This window comes from Geobacter sp. (genome assembly GCF_030834625.1).
Lineage (GTDB): Bacteria > Desulfobacterota > Desulfuromonadia > Geobacterales > Geobacteraceae > Geobacter.
In genome coordinates this window covers 117030-134839 of the sequence record NZ_JAUQXO010000045.1, presented here as the reverse complement: position 1 = coordinate 134839, position 17810 = coordinate 117030, and the positions used below count along the sequence as shown (strand labels likewise).

The following is a 17810-nucleotide window of genomic DNA, read 5'->3' as shown; positions in this document are numbered from 1 at the left end:
CTCTGCATCCCCTGAAACTTCTTGCATATGCTCTGACAACAGCAAACCGAAGCCCTCCTACCCGAACAAAAGCTGCCAGAAACTCTTGTACTCCTCCTCCCCGATGGGCTCCTCCTCCGTCGTGATCCGCGCCACCTGGGCCTCGCTGGACCAGGCGAAGCTGACCGGCGCCTCGCTCCGGAGCATGTCGATCACCGCCGGCAGGTCGTTGCGCCGCCACGTGAGGGTGACCGTCCCGCTGGGGGATTCCTTCGGCCCGGGGAGGGGGTCCTGCCCGTCCACAAACGCGGCCATGGCCAGCAGGTTGTTCTCGTCGTCAAAGAGGTAGAGGATGGCGACGTTTTCGGTGCCGGCCGAGCGGAATTCGTACTGGTAGCGGTCAATGTGGGTTTTCGTTTCGGGCATGGTGTTCTCCTTGTCTGACGATCCACCTTCACCCAACCCGCACCTCCAGATACCGCAGCAGCCCCCGGAGGGTGAAGACATTCTCGTAGTCCGCCTCCGGTATATCCACCCCGATGGCCTCGTCGATGGCTATGAGGAACTGGAGGAAGTCGTAGGAGTCGATGTCGAGGGCCTGGCGGATGTTCTCGTCGGGGTCGAGGATCGTGGGGTCGGCCTCGGGGGCGATCTGCCGCAGCTCCCGGAAGATGATCTCTTTCAGCTTCTCCTCGGTCATAGGGTCTCCGGCTCCTGCAGGTGACGGGTGAGGGCCTCCAGGAACTGGGAGCCCCGGTGGCCGTCGGTGGCCCGGTGGTCGGCGGCGAGGGTGGCGGTGAGGATCCGGCGGATGCCGAGCATGCCGTTTTCGGCCCAGGGGCGCTCCGCGATCCTGCCGAGCCCCACGAGCGCCACCTGGGGGGGATAGATGACGCCGAAGACGGTTTTTACCCCCAGGTCTCCCAGGTTCGTCACGGTGATGGTGGCGTCGGTCATCTCCGAGCTCCGGAGCCGCCCGGCCCGGGTGCGGGTGATGAGGTCGCGCACGGCGGCCATGAGCTCGTCGAGCCCCAGGGTGTCCACGTGGTGGATGGCGGGGGTGATGAGCCCCCCCTGGCGAAGGGCGATGGCGAAGCCGATGTGGATCGCCTCACTCACCTGGTGACGGTCGTCGAGCCAGTAGCCGTTCAGCTCCGGCACGTCGCCGAGGGCCCGGGCCACCCCCTTGAGGATGAGGACGGCGGGAAGGAGCCGGTCCTTGATGGGGCGCTTCAGGTTCTCACCCTCCAGCCAGCGGAGGGGGCGCTCCATGTCGATCTCGGTCTCCAGGTAGTAGTGGGGTATCTCCCGGTTGGAGCGCCCCATGGCCGCGGCGATGGCCCGACGCATGCCGGCCTGGTAGTCGGGTGCGGCGGTGCGCTCCGGAGGGGGCGGAGGGGCGGGGCGTTCCGGTGGAGGAACAACCTTCGCCGCCCCGGCGGCCTGTTCCACGTCGTCGCGCTGGATGGCGCCGTGGGGGCCGGTCCCCATGAGCCGGGCGAGGTCGATGCCGAGCTCCTGGGCGAGCTTGCGGGCTGAGGGGGAGACGAGGAGCCGCTCTCCCGGGGAAGCCGCGGGAGGCGGAGGAGGGGGGGCCTCCACCGGCGGCATGGGGGGTGCGGCTGCCGTCGGCGGCACGGCGGCCCCTCCCTCCGGGCTGATGAAGGCCAGCGCCGTCCCGACGGGGACCCTGGTTCCCGGCTCCACGTGGATCGTCTCCACCACGCCGTCCTCGAAGACCTCCACCTCGATGAGCCCCTTGTCGGTCTCCACCAGGGCGATGATGTCGCCCCGCTTTACCCGGTCCCCTGCTTTCACGTTCCAGTCGACGAGGGTCCCTGCCTCCATGTCGGCGCCCAGGCTGGGCATGCGGAATTCAGCCATGGCTCTGTACCATCCTTTTCACCGTGGCCACGATGGTCTCCGCCTGGGGGATCGCCGCCTGCTCCAGGTGCCGGGCGTAGGGGATGGGGACCTCGGCGCTGCAGATCCGCTCCACCGGGGCGTCGAGCTCGTAGAAGGCCTGCTCCATGATCCGGGCGCTCACCTCGGCGGCGATGCTCCCGCTCCGCCACCCCTCGTCCACAATGAGAGCACGGTGGGTCTTGGCGATGGAGGCGAGGTAGGTGGTGTCGTCCAGGGGGCGCAGGGTCCGCAGATCGATCACCTCGGCCTCGATTCCCGCGGCGGCCAGGGTCGCCGCCGCCTCCAGGGCCTTGAAGAGGCTCGCGCTGTAGGTGATGATGGTGATGTCCTTTCCTTCCCGCCGCACCCGGGCCTTGTCGATCTCCACCGGCCCGGCTGCGGCCGGCAAGGTACCTTCCATGGGGTAGAGAGTCTGGTTTTCGAAGATGAGTACGGGGTCCGGGTCCTCCAGGGCGGTCCAGAGCATGCCCCGCACATCCTCCAGGGTGGCGGGGGTCACCACCCGGATGCCGGGGATGTGGGCGTACCATCCCTCCAGGGAGTGGGCGTGCTGGGCCGCCAGCTGCTTGCCGGCGCCGGTGGCCATCCGGATCACGAGTGGCACGTTGAACTGCCCCCCCGACATGTGGAGGAGGGTCGCGGCGTTGTTGAGGATCTGGTCCGCGGCCAGGAGGCTGAAGTTTACGGTCATGATCTCGACGATGGGGCGCATCCCTCCCATGGCCGCGCCGATCCCCATGCCGGTGAAGGCCAGCTCCGACAGGGGGGTATCGCGGATCCGCTCCGGGCCGAACTCCTGCAGGAGCCCCTTGCTGACCGCGAAGCAGCCGCCGTAGTGCCCCACGTCTTCCCCCATGAGGAAGACCCGCGGGTCCCGCGATAGGGCATCGCGAAGCCCCTCCCGGGCCGCCTCGCGGTAGGTCATTTTGATCATTCTGGTCTCTTCGGCCATTGGATTCCTCGATTCACAAAAACCAATCTGAAACACGGAGCAACGGAGCAACGGAGTAACATCTGAGAAAAAATCCTGTTAAATCCCCGAAAGAAATACTTCCCTAAGGTTAGGCGGGATTGTGCGCTAATGTCTTGATTTCTCCGTTGCTCCGTTGCTCCGTGTTATTCCAGATTCTTACCTTCGTTCCGAATAGACAAACCGCGCCAGCTCTTCCACCGGCTCCCAGGTCCCGGCCTCGGCGAAGGCCACCGCATCCTCCACCTCGGCGGTCACCTCCCGCTCCAGTTCCGCCAGGTCGGTGTCGTTCAGTATCCCCTGCTCCCTGCAGAGCCCGAAAAAGGCCGGGATCGGGTCCCTCTTCTTCCACTCCTCCACCTCGGCCTTCTTCCGGTAGAGCTCCGCGTCGAACATGGAGTGGGCCCGGAAACGGTAGGTGCGGCATTCGAGAAAGGAGGGGCCGTTTCCCTCCCGCACGAACGCTGCCGCTTTCTTCGCCGCACCCTCCACCGCCAGGACGTCCATGCCGTCCACCGCCTCGAGGGGGATCCCGTAGGAGGCTACCCGCTGGGCAAACTCGGGGACCGCCTGGGCGTAGCAGATGGCGGTTCCCATGGCGTAGAGGTTGTTCTCCAGGATGAAGAGGACCGGAAGTTTCCAGAGGGCGGCCAGATTCAGGGTTTCGTGGAAGACCCCCTCCACCGTTGCCCCATCGCCGAAGAAGGCGCAGGTGACCCGCATCCTTCCCTGCATCTGGTCGGCGAGGGCCAGCCCCAGGGCCGGCGGCAACCCTCCGCCGACGATGGCGTTGCCGCCGTAGAACCGGGTGGCGGCGTCGAAGAGGTGCATGGATCCGCCGCGCCCCCGGCTGCACCCCTCGAGCTTCCCGTACATCTCCGCCATGATGCTTCGGGCGCTCACCCCCCGGGCCAGGGCCTGCCCGTGCTCCCGGTAGGTAGCCACCACGGCGTCCTCAGGGGCGAGGGCCGCCATGACCCCCACCGCCACCGCCTCCTCGCCGTCGTAGAGGTGGAGGAAGCCACGGATCTTCGTGGCGCTGTAGAGCTCCGCCGCCTTGGCCTCGAAGCGCCTGATGAGGATCATCTTTCGGAGGAGGTGCCGGGCGTGGTCCCGGTCGGTGAGGAGGGTCGCGGTCTTTTGTATCGATTTCTTCGTCATGGTTACATCCGTTCGTAGGGGCGGCGCTTGCTCCGCCCAATCAGGGCGCGGCAAGCAGCGCCCCTACGCCTCCAGGGTCGAGGTGTCTCCCTCGGGAAGCCCCAGTTCCCGCGCCTTCAGGAGCCGCCGCATGATCTTGCCGCTCCGGGTCCGGGGGAGGTTGTCGATGAAGGCGATCTCCTTGGGGGCCACCGCGGAGCCGAGCTTCGTGCGGCCGAAGCCGAGGATCTCCAGCCGCAGCTCCTCGGAGGGCTCATGGCCCGCCTTCACCACCACGAAGGCTTTGACGATCTCGCCGATGACCGGCTCGGGCTTGCCGATGACCCCCGCCTCGGCCACCGCCGGGTGCTCCATGAGGGCGCTCTCCACCTCGAAGGGGCCCACCATGTGACCGGCGGTCTTGATGATGTCGTCGGCCCGCCCCACGAACCAGAACCAGCCGTCGGCGTCCCTGCGCGCCAGGTCGCCGGTGATGTACCACCCGCCGACAAAGCATTTCCGGTAGCGCTCCTCGTCGTGGAGGTACTCCCGGAACATGGAGGGCCAACCGGGGCGCAGGGCCAGCTCTCCTTCCACGTCCGGTTCCGTCACCTCTTCCACCGTTCCGTCATCCAGGCGCCGGACGATGGCCGCCTCGATTCCGGGGAGGGGCTTCCCCATGGAGCCGGGCCTGATCTCCAGGGCGGCGTAGTTGGCGATCATGATCCCGCCGGTTTCGGTCTGCCACCAGTTGTCGTGGATCGGGAGGCCCAGGACCCGCTCCCCCCAGATCACTGCCTCGGGGTTCAGGGGCTCGCCGACGCTGTGGACAAGCCGCAGGGCGCTCAAGTCGAACCGCCGGCGCTGCTCCTCGGGGGCGCGCATGAGCATCCGGATCGCCGTCGGCGCGGTGTACCAGATGGTCACCCGCTGCTCCTGGAGGATGCGGTACCACCGCTCCGCGTCGAAGTCGGCCTCGTCGATGATGCTCGTGATGCCGTGGGCAAGGGGGGCGACGATGCCGTAGGAGGTGCCGGTCACCCAGCCGGGGTCGGCGGTGCACCAGAAGATGTCGTCGGGGTGGAAATCGAGGACGTAGCGTCCGGTGATGAAATGGGTGAGGATGGCGTTATGGACATGCACCGCCCCCTTGGGCATGCCGGTGGTGCCGCTGGTGAAGTGGAGGATGGCGCTGTCCTCCGGGTCGGTGGGGGGGATGGTGAACGAGGTGGATGCGGCATCCATGAGCCGGGGAAGGGAGAGAACCCCGTTGCCCCGGTGCTCGTCGACATCGGTCAGGAGGATGTACTCGAGAGAGGGGAGCCGTTCCCGCAGACCTGCCACCTTCTTTGCGTACTGCCGCTCGGTGGTCACCAGGACCCGGGCGTCTCCCCGGGTGAGGCGCTGACAGATGGGCTCCGGCCCGAAGGCGGAGAAGAGGGGGCAGAAAACGCTCCCGTTCTTGAAGGTTCCCAGGGCGGCAATATAAAGCTCGGGGATACGACCCGCCAGGGCGAAGACCCGCTCCCCTTTTCGTATCCCGAGATCGGCAAGGACGTTGGCGAAGCGGTTGCTCCCTTCCTTCAGATCCCCGTAGGTGAGATCGAGGATCGTGCCGTCCTTGCCGAGCCAGCGGAAAGCAAGTTTATGGCAGAGAGGGCCGTCGGCGTGGCGGTCCACCGCCTCGTGGGCGATGTTGAGCCCTCTTCCTTCCGGCAGGCCCGCAAGTTCCCGACGGACTTCCTCCCAGGAGAAGGAGGCGCAGGTTGCCTCGTAGTCCGCCAGATTCGGACGGATCGGGAGGAGATCGATGGTTTTGGTGATCGGCGGGAAACCCATGGTACCACCTCCGGAAAAGTCGGGACCCGGATGGGGATAGGGAGTGACACCTGTTCAGATGGGGAATTTGTAAAGTAATTCTAAGGCGTATGGTGTGCTTGTCAATGGAGGGGGGAGGGGATTGGTTCGGCGGGTGGAGATGATGCCCTACATCTCCACCCGCGTCACCACTCCCTGGAGCCGGCTGGCCGGCAGCTTGTGGAACTGGACAAAGTTGGGGGTGAGTTTCTTGAGGACCGAGAAGAACCGCCAGACCGGGTTGCGGGTGGAGATATCCTCGACCCCGTAGAAGATGACCTTTTCCTGGATGCCGTTCTGCTTCAGCAGCGCCTCGATGTCCACCACCTCCATGTAGCCCGCCTCGATCCGGAAGGCGTCGAGCCCCGGTCCGATCCCCTTTGTCAGCGCCGTCTCGACGCCCAGGGGTTCGTCGGTCACCACGAGAGAGATGAAGACGTTGCGCTCGTAGATGATGTTGCTCCGGATGATGCAGTGGACCACATAGGGGGGGACCACGTCGGTTTCGCGGGTGAAGAAGAGGCCGGTCCCCCGGATGGGGCCCTTGGCGTAGATCTGCTCGTAGGAGAGGAGGAAGGTTTCCAGATCGAGAGGTTTCAGGGCGTGGTAGAGGGAGCGCTGCCCCCGGGTCCAGATGATGATGGTGACAAAGGGTATCGACGCCAGGATGAGGGACCAGTAGGCCCCGTGGGGAATCTTGGAGAAGGTGGAAACGAGGTATGCGAGGTCGATGAGGGTGACCGCCAGGGCCACCAGGGCCCGCCACTTCTTCGTCGTGTGGGCGAAGACGATGATCATCATGATCCCGGTGATGGTCATGGAGCCGGTGACCGCCATGCCGTAGGCGGCGGCCAGGTTCTCCGACTTGCGGAAGAGGAGCATCACGAGGATGACCGCCACCATCAGCGACCAGTTGACGGCCCCGAGATAGATCTGGGACTTGATCTCCCGGGAGGTGTAGTCGACCCGCATCAGCGGCAGGAGCCGCGTCGTGATCCCCTGGTAGACGATGGAAAAGACCCCGCTGATGATCGACTGGGAGGCGATGATGGTGGCCATGATGGTGAGGATCAGGAACGGGATATAGAGGAGCGGCGCCTGGCTCTGGACCATGCCGAAGAGGAGGTTTTTTGCTCCGGGGTTGGCGATGACGAAGGCCCCCTGTCCCAGGTAGTTCAGGTAGAGGGCCACGAAGACGAAGTACCAGGACTTGACGATGGGGCGGCGTCCCAGGTGTCCCATGTCGGCGTAGAGGGCCTCGCCGCCGGTGGAGCAGAGAATGACCTCGGAGAGGACGAAGTAGCCGGCAAGGCCGTTGTCGCGGAAGAAGGAGATGCCGTGCCACGGATTGATCGCCGTAACGATCTCCGGCATGGAGAGGGCGGAGACGACGCCGGTGACGGCCAGGGTGCCGAACCAGACCGCCATGATCGGGCCGAAGGCGCCGGCCACACGGTCGGTCCCTTTGAACTGGACCGAGAACAGGCCGATGGCTATGGCTGCGGCGATGGCAACCAGGGTCCCGGTGGAGAGCCCTTCGAGGCCGGGGATCAGGAGGAGCCCCTCCACGGCGGAAAGGATACTGATGGCGGGGGTGATGACCCCGTCACCCAGGAGCAGCGACACCCCCACAAAGGAGAGAAAACCGGCAAAGGCTACCAGTCGGCCGGTCTTCACCAGCTTCATGATGATCTCCCGCAGGACGATCTCCCCCCCTTGTCCCTTGCGCCCCAGGCTCATGGCGAGCCAGGCGTACTCCACGGTCACCAGGATCGTCATGGTCCAGAAGACCAGCGACAGGATGCCGAAGACATTCTCCCGGGTCGGCTGCGTCAGGGTGAAGATGACGGTGAGGGTATAAATGGGGCTCGTGCCGATGTCGCCGAAGACGAGGCCCAGGGCCTTGACGATGCCGCTCAGGGAGACGTCGCCTTTATGCTGTTCCATGTCCGGACCCTTTCACGGTTACATCTCGACCCGCGTCACAACACCCTGCAGCTTGCTGACCGGCAGTTTGTTGAACTGGACGAAGTTGGCGGTCTGGCGCTTGATGGTGGCGAAGACGCGCCAGATGGGATTGTTGGTGGCGATGTCCTCGATGCCGTAGAACATGACCTTTTCCTCGATCCCCTTCTTCTTGAGGAGTCTCTCGATGTCGACCACCTCCATGTACCCGGCGCGGATCTCGAAGCCGTCAAGCCCGGTTCCGATACCCTTCGTGAGCTTGGCCTTGACTCCGAAGGGCTCGTCAGTGCGGGTCAGAGAGACGAAGACGTTGCGTTCGTAGATGATATTGCTCCGGATGATGCAGTGGATCACATAGGGGGGGACCACCGGCGTCTCCCTCACGAAGAAGAGGCCGGTGCCGGGAATGTTGTGCCCCTTGGCATAGATCTGCCCGTATGAGAGGAGGAAGGTGTCCATGTCCAGGGGTTTGAGGGCCAGGTAGAGGGCCCGCTGGCCCCGGGTCCAGATGATCATGACGGCCAGGGGGAGCGAGGCGAGGATCAGCGACCAGTAGCCGCCGTGGGGAAGTTTGTAGAAGTTGGCGAGGAGATAGGCCAGGTCGATGATGGTCACCGCCAGGGCGATGGGAACCTTCCACTTTTTGGTGGTGTGGGCGTAGATCATGGTCATCATGATGCCGGTGATGAACATGGTGCCGGTGACCGCCAGCCCGTAGGCGGCGGCCAGGTGCTCAGACTTCTGGAAGACGATCATGATGAAGATGACCGCCACCAGCAGCGACCAGTTGACCGCGCCGATATAGATTTGGGATTTCAGCTGCGTGGAGGTGTAATCCACCTTCATGAGGGGGAGAATCCGGGTGGTGATTCCCTGGTAGACGATGGAGAAGACCCCGCTGATGAGGGCCTGGGAGGCGATGATGGTTGCCATGATGGTGAGGCAGAGGAACGGGATGTAGAGCATCGGCACCTGGCTCTTCACCATGGAGAAGAGAATGTTCGTTTCGTGAGGGTTGCGCAGGATGAAGGCCCCCTGCCCCAGGTAGTTGATGACCAGGGCGCAGAAGACGAAGTACCAGGCCCGGATGATCGGCTTTCTCCCCAGGTGCCCCATGTCGGCGTAGAGGGCCTCGCCGCCGGTGGCGCAGAGGATCACCTCCGAGAGGATGAAGAACCCGGCCAGGCCGTTGTGGGAGAGGAAGTGGAACGCGTGGTGGGGGCTCACCGCGCTGACGACCCCCGGAGTGCCGATAATCGACACGACCCCCGAGATGGTCAGGGCCGCGAACCAGACCACCATGATCGGCCCGAAGGCGCCGGCCACCTTGTCGGTCCCCTTGAACTGGAAGACGAAGAGAACGACGGCGATGACTGCCGCCACGAAGATCAGGAGCCCCTGGGCCAGGTTTTCCCACCCCGGGACGAGCCGCATCCCTTCCACGGCGGAGAGGATACTGATGGCCGGGGTGATGATTCCGTCGCCCAGCAGGAGCGAGACCCCCATGAAGGCGAGGAACCCGACGAAGGCAATCTTGCGTCCCGACTTCAGGAGCCGGGTCAGGATCTCCTTGAGAACGATGGTCCCCCCCTCCCCGTTGCGGCCGAGGCTCATGGCGAGCCAGGCGTACTCCACGGAAACCAGGATGATGAGGGTCCAGACGATGAGCGACAGGATACCGAGGACGTGCTCCGCATCGGGCTTCGTGAGAGTCATGATAACCGTGAGGGTATAAATGGGGCTTGTGCCGATGTCGCCGAAAACGAGCCCCATCGACTTAATAATTCCACCCCAGAACGATTCCCTGTGCTCATGCCTCATCAGCGCTTCTCCCCGGGCGCATCCATCGGTCCTGGAGACCGTATTTCGCGCCGCTGTGCCGCAACCGGCCACCTTATATCACTTAGCACACCAGGGCACAAGCGCAAACCAGCCCCTGTTCCGGGCAATCCCCTTGACCTTCCCTCCCCCCTTCGGGTAGTCTGAATGGATGACAAAACCGTACGAACAGCCGAAAAAACCGGAACTTCTCGCCCCTGCCGGCTCCCTGGAGGCCTTCTTCGCCGCCATGGAGAAGGGGGCCGACGCCGTCTACGCGGGGCTCAGGGAGTTCTCGGCCCGGGCCAAGGCGAAGAACTTCTCCCTTTCCCAGATGGAGCGGATGGTGGCCTACGCCCATGGCCTCGGCCGCAAGGTCTACATCACCCTCAACACCCTGGTGAAGGAGGGGGAGCTGCCCCAGCTGGTGGAGACTCTCGCCGCCCTGGAGGCCATGGGGGCCGACGCCGTCATCCTCCAGGATCTGGGGGTGGCCCGCCTCATCCGGGACCACTTCCCCGGGCTCCCCCGCCACGCCTCGACCCAGATGACCATCCACAACCTCCCCGGCGCCCGCATGCTGGGGGAGATGGGGTTCGAGCGGGTGGTACTCGCCCGGGAGCTTCACATCGACGATATCCGCTCCATCAGCCGGGAGTCGGGGGTGGAGATCGAGTGCTTCATTCATGGCGCCCTCTGCTTCGCCGTGTCGGGGCAGTGCTTTTTTTCGTCGTTCCTCGGGGGGCACAGCGGCAACCGGGGGCGCTGCGCCCAGCCGTGCCGCCGCCAGTACCGCCTTCGGGGAAAGGAAGGGTACTACTTCTCCACCAACGACCTCTCCACCATTGAGCTCATTCCCGATATGGCCGCGGCCGGGATCGCATCCCTGAAGATCGAGGGGCGGATGAAGTCGGCCGAGTACGTGGCGAGCGTGGTGGAGGCCTACCGCCGGGTCCTGGACGCTCCGGAGCGCAAGCGGGCCGAGGCGGTGGCCCAGGCGAAGGAGCTCCTGAAGCTCTCCTTCGGCCGGGTTCCCACCAAGGGGTTCATGGCCTCCCGCACCCCCACCGACATCGCCACCCCGACCCTCCGGGGAGCCACGGGCCGGTTTCTCGGCGAAGTCAGGAGCGTACGGGGTGACCGGATCACCTTCGAGACCAAGGACCGCCTCTTCGTCGGCGACCGGGTCCGGGTGCAGCCCAAGAGCGACATGGCCGGCAAGGCCTTCACGGTGAAGGATATCTTCCTGGGGAAGGAACGGGTGAAGTCGGCCAAAGAGCGGAGCATCGTCACGGTGGTCTCCCCCTTCACCTTCAAGGCGGGGGACGCGGTCTTCAAGGTCTCCTCCGAGACCGCCTTTACCATGAGCGAGAACGCCTGCCTGAAACGCCTCGATGCGGTGAAGCCGGGAAAGATCCCCTGCAGCCTGGAGCTTTCCCTGGCCGATGGGACCCTGCGGATCGCCGCCCGGGCCGCCGGCGAAGCAGTCACCGCCGGGTTTCCCGTGGGCACCCTGGAACCCTCCACCACCAGCGACATGGCCGGGGTTCTCCGGGCCCAGTTCTCCCGCACCGGCGATACCCCCTTCGACCTGACGGCCCTTGCCGCCCCCGGCTTCCCGGCGGTCCTCATCCCGCCGGCCCGGCTCAAGGATATCCGCCGCGACTTTTACCGCCAGCTGGCCGAGCAGGTGGCCGCCGGCGCTGCCCGGCGCAGGGCCGATGCGCGGAAGCGGGCACTGGCCTCACTGGTCCCGCCGGGGCATCCACGGCGCGAGGGGAAGGCCGAGGTGGTGATCCGGATCGAGCACCTGCGCGACACGGCCATCCTCCGCCAGCAGGGGGTAGACGCCGTCATCCTCCCAATCTCCCGGGCCAACATGCACCAGGTGCCCCTTGCGGCGCGCAAGCTCCGGGGGGACGAGGGGCGGGTCATCTGGCACCTCCCTTTCATCATCTTCGACGCGGACCTCCCTTTCTATCAGGAGGCGGTCGCTCTCCTCACCGCTCAGGGGTTCCGGCGCTTCGAGCTCTCGAACCTCTCCCACTTCGCATTTTTCACGGGGCGGGACGTGGAGCTTTCCACCGACTACCGCCTCTTCTCCCTCAACACCCAGGCCCTTCTGGCCTGGCACGAGCTGGGGGTGACCGCCTCCACCCTCTACATCGAGGACGATGCCGACAACATGGCGGCGCTCCTGGGCGCTTCGGTGCCGGTGCGACGCCGGGTCCTGGTCTACGGCGGGGTGCCGGCCATGACCACCCGCGTCGCCATCAAGGGGGTGAAGGGGGACGCGCCCCTGGTCTCCGATCGGGGAGAGGAGTACGAGGTGGTGGTGCGAGGCGACCTCACCACCATCACCCCGGCGGTCCGCTTCTCCGTCACCCACTTCCGGGCCCGGCTCCAGGAGGCGGGATGCGGCTCCTTCGTGGTGGATCTCTCCCAGGCGCCCCGGGAGCGGTGGCGCCCCATCCTCGACGCCTTCGCCCGGGGCGAGGGAATGCCGGGAACGAGCGAATTCAATTTTGTCATGGGATTGGTATAAAGAATGGGAAACAGCACCGAATCAGTCATCACCGACTACCTCGTCCGGATCATCACCCGGGACGGCAGCATCCGGGCCCTGGCATGCGTCACCACCGATCTCGTGGGGGAGGCCTGCCGTCGCCACGGGACCTGGCCCACCGCCTCGGCGGCCCTTGGCCGGGCCATGACCGGCGGGGCCCTCATGGGGGCGCTCCTCAAGACCGGCCAGCGGGTGGCGCTGCGCTTCGAGGGGAATGGCCCCCTGAAAAAGGTCCTCGTGGAGGCCGATGCCAACGGCGCCGTCCGCGGCTGCGTGGGGAATCCTGAAGTGAACCCCCTGCGGGAAGACGGCAAGCTGGACGTGGCCGCCGCCATCGGCCACGCGGGTCTTCTCACCGTCACCAAGGACCTGGGGCTCAAGGAGCCCTACACGGGGACGGTCCTCCTCTACACGAGCGAGATCGCCGAGGATCTCGCCTACTACCTGACCGACTCGGAGCAGGTGCCGTCGGCAGTGGGGCTCGGGGTCTATGTGGAGCCGGACGGCGCCATCGCCGCCGCCGGCGGGTTCCTCATCCAGTCGCTCCCCCCCTGTAACGACGAGCTGGTGGACCGTCTCATGGCCCGGATCGGGGCCATGCCGTCGGTCACCGAGCTCCTCCGGCAGGGGAAGACCCCCGAGGGGCTTTTGGATCACCTCTTCGAGGGGATCCCCTTCGACACCCTGGAAAAGCGGGCCCTGGCCTACGTCTGCTCCTGCAGCCGGGAGCGGATCGAGCGGGTCCTCGTTTCGCTCGGCCACGACGACCTTGCCTCCCTCATGAACGAACAGGGAGGAGCCGAGGTGACCTGCGAACTCTGCCGGGAGCGCTATAGCTTCTCTAGGGAGGAGCTTCAGAGAATAGTTGATGAGATGATGTCCGGGGAAGCTTGTTGAGGCCGAAGAATCAGGGGGATTTCACAGGTCACTGCTAAAATCCAACGATGCCCCGTTGATCTACTTCTCGAGCGAAGGTGCATTTGCCCCGATTAAACCTGCCGCACATACTGGTCAGTTGGGCTGTGAGGTTGTGGAGGCAAAGCCACGTCCTGTGGGCGTGAATTCAACCGCCGTTTACTTTTCCAAAGCCTTATGAAGATCGCCAAGAAATTCAGCGGGTATGTTATAGCCTAAAGCCTGTGCCTTATTAACGTCCTCCATGGATTTGCCGAATTCTTTCCTGAGATAATAAACCCTCCCCCGACTGTAATAGGCTACCGCATAACTTGAGTTAACCTCTAGAGCCTTAGTAAAATCAGCGATCGCCTGATCATATTCGCCTCTTTTACCATACACGTTTCCCCGGCTATAGTAGGACCCGGCATACTTTGGGTTGATCTCAATGGACTTGGTAAAATCAGCGATCGCTTCATCAAATTGGCCTATTCTCCCATAGGCAACTCCCCGGTTGTGGTAACCGCCGGCATAGCTCGGGTTGATCTCCAGGGCCTTGGTATAATCAGCGATCGCCTGATCATACCGGTGGTTAACCTCATAGACAACTCCCCGGTTATAGTAAGCCCCGGCATTCTTAGGGTCGATCTCAACGGCCTTATTGAAATCAGCGATCGCTTTATCATATTGGCCTTTTTTCCCGTAGGCAACACCCCGGGTGAGGTAGACCGCGGCATACCTTGGGTTGATCGCGAGAGCCTTGTTGTAATCCGCGATTGCCTGATCATACTGACCTTTTTGGCTATAGGCATTCGCCCGGTTATTGTAAGACTCGGCATTTTCCGGCTTGCTCTGTTTTTCCTGGGTACAGGCACAAGGGAAGAGAAAGAAAAAAACGAGTGGAAAGATTATCCGGATTGGCTTAATCACGCTGTTTTTCATAGTCCATGGTCCTTCTCAAAAAAGACGAACTTCATATGGGATTGGGGTTTTTTGAGCTAGCCACAGCGGCCTGTTTCGTAGCCGAAGCTGTAGCTTAATCTATCTTTTTGGCTCATTCGCGACTTGCGCGCCAGATATCTCAATATGCATGGAGTTGCCCTCATGCTTTGCCTTGATCAGCAACTCCTTGGAAACCCCTTGTGATGCAACTTTCAGCGTGCTCTGTCCGTCGCGTTTCACGGCGATCTTGACCTCTTGGCCCTCGCTGGGCGATACCGTCAGCATCTCGGGATCGGATGGGATCCATTTGAGGTCTGCGTTCGTTGGCCTTCCCTTGGAATCGACAGCCTGGGCTCTGGCCTGGACGGTCTCCAGAGTGGTGGTATAAGTGGGTGGCGAGACCCAGCGTTCTCCCATGTACAGCCCCTGCGTGAGCTGGGGATCCAGTTTGAAGGCAACCTGTATCGCCGAGACGCCTTTGTCCGCTGCGGCCGCAGCGCCAGCAGCCACGGTGTCCTGGACGGAGAGTAGTTCCACCTCGAAGATGAGCGTGGCGTTCGGTCCGATCTTGCTGCGCCCTGTGCCGAGCGGGCCCTTCTCGCCGTAGGCAAGGCTGGGCGGGATGAAGAGCTGCCACTTAGACCCAACGGGCATGAGCTGAAGGGCCTCGATCCAGCCTTTGATGACCTGCTTGAGGGCGAACGTGGCCGGCCGGTTGCGAGCGATTGAGCTATCGAACTCCGTGCCGTCGATCAGAGTGCCGCGGTAGTGGCAGACCACCGTGTCGTTAATGGTGGGCTTCTTCCCGTCACCAGCCTTCAGGATCTTGTACTGGAGACCGCTCTCCAGGGTGACGACGCCCTCCTTCGCCTTGTTCGCGCTCAGGAAGGCCTCGCCCGCCGTCTTATTCTTCTCCGCGGTCTGTTTGAGGAGCTCCTGCTGTTTCGTCCGGGCATCAGCCTGGAGCGCCTCCATGGTAGTTTTCAATTCCGCGTCGGTCAGGAGGGGCTCGGCTCCTGCCAAGCCATCCTTCACTCCACGGGAGACCAGATCGGCATCCAGCTCCAGCGGCGCCGACGCATTTATCTGTTTGCCCAGTTGAAGGCCCACTGCGTAGCTCTTTTTCGCCTTCTGGTCCTGGAGAAGCGGTTTGTCCTCAGCGGCGGCTTTTTCATCAAAGGAGAACAGCGGACTGGCGAGCGCCAGGATCAGGACAGTTCTCGTGAACACTGCAAAAGTACTTTTCATGTTTTTTATGTTCCTTTCTCCATCATTAAAAAAACCCGTGACGAAAATCTTTCGGCCACCGTAAGCAGACAGGTTGCAGCCGTGGATCTTTGCCGCAGACTGATAACGTCTTCTGCCCACCCCCTCCCCGGGTAGGGAGGGGATGAGCAGAGAGAGTCCTGCCTAGTGGCAGTAGTGATTGGTCGGGGCGGCACCGCAATTTGCGGCAGCTCCGACCAGGCGTGGGCCGTCCGTGACCCCGAGGAAGTTCGGGGTCGGAGTCCCGACACCCGCGGCGCCCGTCACCGGAACCTGGCGGAAGCACGGCCCAGCGCTGAGGTCGGTGGCATCGCATTCGCCAGCCGTGTTGTTCAGGAAGCCCTGCCGACCGGCGACGACTGCACCAGCCAGAAGGCCATTGTCCGGGGCCTTGCCGTCCAAGGGGACGAAGATCTCGGGTTGGTCGAAGGGAGCGCGCTGGAAGTCCACCCGCTCGTCGGTGAGTTCGAGGAGGAAGTCGATTACCGCGACTCTGATCTCCTCTTTCTGGGTCTCGGTGAATTCCGGCGCGCTGTCGGCAGGACAGATGCCGGTGGTGAGGTCCGGGGGCACGGGTCGGCCGGTCGCCGTGACAATGCAGCCGCCCAAGGCTTCGTCCTCAAGGTCCAGGTTCATGATGAGGAAGTCCCGGTGCGCGGAGTTGCTGAGCGGGAAGTCGCCGCCCTTCATGTAGAAGTCGAGCTGCTGGCGCAGGGTCAGCCTGCCGCCGTTGTGGAAGTATGGGGCGGTTCTGGCCACATGGCGCAGCGGAGCCGCCTTGAAAGCGCCCTGTGTGTTCACCCGGTTAACGTTGGGCCACGCCGCCATCTCGGGTTGTCTCGCGTTGTTGAAGGCCTCGCCGATGACGGCCGCGGGATTGAAAGGACCCCACGCATCGACGAATCCTTCTAGCATCGGTTCCCGCATGAGCGTGTTGAGTCCGAAGAACAGTTCATCCTGGTTCGACTCGTCGCCCACAGGGATGTTGTTGGCCCACGGCGCCAAGTGAGGAGGCAGAAGCGGATTATTGGGCTCCTCCCCATATCCATAGTTGATCTGCTGGTCCTGGGCGGTGGGGTCGAACAATCCGCCACTGGCGTCAACAAAGTAGTCGGCTCCGGTGCCGGTCGCGGTTGGAGTGAAGGTGGGCAGCGGATTTCCGGGGGTGGCGGGCTGGGCGAATCCGTCGGTCGCAAGGTGGCCGCCCGGGCTGTAGTCCACGCCGCCGAGGTTTTTCAACGCGAGGCGAGACAGCGAAAGCGGCCAGCCAAACGGGTCATTGAGGTGTCCTGTCAATAGTAGACACTCCCAACTCAAGCGGCGGCCGTGTTTGTGCAGAAGTTCAGGGCAAACACGGCCGGGGCCAGATAGCCAAGGCGCGAGTGGCGTCGTTGGCGGTTGTAGAATATCTCGATGTATTCCCGGATAGAGGCCTCGGCCTCAGCCCGGGTTGCGTAGCGGCAGTGATGCACAAGTTCGTTCTTGAGGCTTCCCCAGAAACTCTCCATCGGCGCGTTATCGTAGCAGTTGCCCTTGCGCGACATGGACGGCGTCATGCCGAACTGCTCGAGAAGTTTACGATATTCGTGGGAGCAGTATTGACTACCACGGTCCGAATGATGGATCAGCCCGGCGGTAGGACGTTTCTGCTGCACCGCGCGGAAAAGCGCCTGGCCTGTCAGCTCCTGTGTCATGCGCGCGGCCATGGCGTAGCCGACAACCTCGCAGGTAAAGACGTCCTTTACCCCTGCAAGGTAAAGCCAGCCCTCACCGGTGGGGATGTAGGTGATGTCGGTAACCCAGACCTCGTTGGGGGCGCTGGGAGTAAAGGTTTGATCCAACAGGTTCTCCGCCACCGGCAAGCTGTGCTTCGAATTCGTGGTAGCCTTGAACTTGCGCTTCTGCCGACAGCGCAGCCCCAGTTCCCGGCGTAAGCGGGCTATGCGGTCGCGCCCGACAACAAAACCATCTGCCGCCAACTCCGGCTGCAACCGCCGCGCACCATAGCTTTCCCGAGTGCGTTTGTGGGCCGCCTTGATCGCTACCTTGAGGCGTTCGTCCTCTAGGGCACGACGCGAGGGTTCTCGGCGCAACCAGATGTAGAAACCGCTGCGTGACACGTTAAACAGGCGGCTCATGGTGGTAATAGGAAACTGGAGTCGCCACTGTTTCATGAACGCGTACCGGGCAGCGACTCCCTGGCAAAGTACGCCGTCGCTTTTTTTAAGATGTCACGCTCCAGGCGGGCCTCAGCCAGTTCCTTACGCAGCCGGGTGTTCTCAGCCTCCAGATCTGCCGCTGAACACGCCCCGGGTGCCGAAGGGCTGGTGGTAGCCTTGCTGGCCACTATCCAGTTTGCCAGAGTCCCCTTGGGGATTGCCAGCCGCTTTGCAGCTTCCTTTTGGGACAGCCCTTGCTCTGTTACCAGTTTGACCGCCTCTGCTCGAAACTCTGGCGTGTAACGTTGCTGCTTCTTCATGTTCCCCT

General features: G+C 63.5%; 14 protein-coding genes. 2 read left to right on the top strand and 12 right to left on the bottom strand.

The window, feature by feature from the left end:
• Positions 1–57: 57 nt before the first annotated feature.
• From RCH91_RS12145 to RCH91_RS12110, 8 genes are all read right to left on the bottom strand, one after another.
• On the bottom strand, positions 58–405 hold the full coding sequence (locus tag RCH91_RS12145; protein WP_306535223.1) for a hypothetical protein: 348 nt from the start codon (positions 403–405) through the stop codon (positions 58–60).
• Positions 406–433: 28 nt separating this feature from the next.
• Complete coding sequence (locus RCH91_RS12140; RefSeq protein ID WP_306535222.1) at positions 434–679, bottom strand: acyl carrier protein; 246 nt, start codon at positions 677–679, stop codon at positions 434–436.
• Positions 676–1863, bottom strand: a complete 1188-nt coding sequence (locus tag RCH91_RS12135) for a dihydrolipoamide acetyltransferase family protein (protein ID WP_306535221.1) — start codon at positions 1861–1863, stop codon at positions 676–678. Before RCH91_RS12135 ends, RCH91_RS12140 begins: the two co-directional genes overlap by 4 nt.
• Complete coding sequence (locus RCH91_RS12130; protein ID WP_306535220.1) at positions 1856–2839, bottom strand: alpha-ketoacid dehydrogenase subunit beta; 984 nt, start codon at positions 2837–2839, stop codon at positions 1856–1858. Before RCH91_RS12130 ends, RCH91_RS12135 begins: the two co-directional genes overlap by 8 nt.
• A 195-nt stretch (positions 2840–3034) precedes the next feature.
• A complete protein-coding gene (gene pdhA, locus RCH91_RS12125; protein ID WP_306535219.1) occupies positions 3035–4036 on the bottom strand; it encodes a pyruvate dehydrogenase (acetyl-transferring) E1 component subunit alpha in 1002 nt (333 codons plus the stop codon).
• 63 nt (positions 4037–4099) lie between these two features.
• Positions 4100–5854, bottom strand: coding sequence for an acetate--CoA ligase (acsA, locus tag RCH91_RS12120; RefSeq protein ID WP_306535218.1), 1755 nt, complete (start codon positions 5852–5854; stop codon positions 4100–4102).
• Between the two features lie 147 nt (positions 5855–6001).
• The gene (locus tag RCH91_RS12115; protein WP_306535217.1) at positions 6002–7819 is read right to left on the bottom strand and encodes a KUP/HAK/KT family potassium transporter; all 1818 of its coding nucleotides are present in this window, start codon (positions 7817–7819) and stop codon (positions 6002–6004) included.
• Between the two features lie 18 nt (positions 7820–7837).
• Positions 7838–9658 (bottom strand): KUP/HAK/KT family potassium transporter, encoded by a 1821-nt coding sequence (locus tag RCH91_RS12110; RefSeq protein ID WP_306535216.1) that lies wholly within the window; start codon positions 9656–9658, stop codon positions 7838–7840.
• A 169-nt stretch (positions 9659–9827) separates the two neighbouring features.
• Here RCH91_RS12110 and RCH91_RS12105 point away from each other — a divergent pair, with 169 nt between their 5' ends.
• Both RCH91_RS12105 and hslO read left to right on the top strand, forming a co-directional pair.
• Positions 9828–12200 (top strand): DUF3656 domain-containing protein, encoded by a 2373-nt coding sequence (locus tag RCH91_RS12105; RefSeq protein WP_306535215.1) that lies wholly within the window; start codon positions 9828–9830, stop codon positions 12198–12200.
• Between the two features lie 3 nt (positions 12201–12203).
• Entirely contained in the window at positions 12204–13118 is a 915-nt protein-coding gene (gene hslO / locus RCH91_RS12100; RefSeq protein WP_306535214.1) for an Hsp33 family molecular chaperone HslO, read from the top strand.
• 177 nt (positions 13119–13295) lie between these two features.
• On the opposite strand, the gene RCH91_RS12095 is transcribed toward hslO, so the two are convergent.
• The 4 genes from RCH91_RS12095 to RCH91_RS12080 form a co-directional block, all read right to left on the bottom strand.
• Positions 13296–14057 carry a tetratricopeptide repeat protein gene (locus RCH91_RS12095; protein WP_306535213.1) on the bottom strand — a complete coding sequence of 254 codons (762 nt, stop codon included), beginning with the start codon at positions 14055–14057 and terminating at the stop codon, positions 13296–13298.
• 99 nt (positions 14058–14156) lie between these two features.
• The gene (locus RCH91_RS12090; RefSeq protein ID WP_306535212.1) at positions 14157–15305 is read right to left on the bottom strand and encodes an FKBP-type peptidyl-prolyl cis-trans isomerase; all 1149 of its coding nucleotides are present in this window, start codon (positions 15303–15305) and stop codon (positions 14157–14159) included.
• Between the two features lie 162 nt (positions 15306–15467).
• Positions 15468–16619: a hypothetical protein gene (locus RCH91_RS12085; protein WP_306535211.1), complete on the bottom strand. Its 1152-nt coding sequence runs from the start codon at positions 16617–16619 to the stop codon at positions 15468–15470.
• A gap of 17 nt (positions 16620–16636) precedes the next feature.
• Positions 16637–17802 (bottom strand): IS3 family transposase gene (locus RCH91_RS12080; protein ID WP_373694384.1). Its coding sequence is split into 2 segments (ribosomal slippage): positions 16637–17535 and positions 17535–17802, totalling 1167 coding nucleotides; the frame shifts between segments, so codons are not numbered across the junction.
• Positions 17803–17810 lie beyond the last annotated feature (8 nt).

Excerpts from the sequence above, each read along its gene's own strand:
- RCH91_RS12130 (WP_306535220.1), bottom strand. The coding sequence starts at position 2,839 with ATGATCAAAATGACCTACCGCGAGGCGGCCCGGGAGGGGCTTCGCGAT.
- acsA (WP_306535218.1), bottom strand. The coding sequence starts at position 5,854 with ATGGGTTTCCCGCCGATCACCAAAACCATCGATCTCCTCCCGATCCGT.
- hslO (WP_306535214.1), top strand. The coding sequence starts at position 12,204 with ATGGGAAACAGCACCGAATCAGTCATCACCGACTACCTCGTCCGGATC.
- RCH91_RS12105 (WP_306535215.1), top strand. The coding sequence starts at position 9,828 with ATGACAAAACCGTACGAACAGCCGAAAAAACCGGAACTTCTCGCCCCT.
- RCH91_RS12095 (WP_306535213.1), bottom strand. The coding sequence starts at position 14,057 with ATGAAAAACAGCGTGATTAAGCCAATCCGGATAATCTTTCCACTCGTT.
- RCH91_RS12115 (WP_306535217.1), bottom strand. The coding sequence starts at position 7,819 with ATGGAACAGCATAAAGGCGACGTCTCCCTGAGCGGCATCGTCAAGGCC.
- RCH91_RS12090 (WP_306535212.1), bottom strand. The coding sequence starts at position 15,305 with ATGAAAAGTACTTTTGCAGTGTTCACGAGAACTGTCCTGATCCTGGCG.
- RCH91_RS12140 (WP_306535222.1), bottom strand. The coding sequence starts at position 679 with ATGACCGAGGAGAAGCTGAAAGAGATCATCTTCCGGGAGCTGCGGCAG.
- RCH91_RS12110 (WP_306535216.1), bottom strand. The coding sequence starts at position 9,658 with ATGAGGCATGAGCACAGGGAATCGTTCTGGGGTGGAATTATTAAGTCG.
- RCH91_RS12145 (WP_306535223.1), bottom strand. The coding sequence starts at position 405 with ATGCCCGAAACGAAAACCCACATTGACCGCTACCAGTACGAATTCCGC.
- pdhA (WP_306535219.1), bottom strand. The coding sequence starts at position 4,036 with ATGACGAAGAAATCGATACAAAAGACCGCGACCCTCCTCACCGACCGG.
- RCH91_RS12135 (WP_306535221.1), bottom strand. The coding sequence starts at position 1,863 with ATGGCTGAATTCCGCATGCCCAGCCTGGGCGCCGACATGGAGGCAGGG.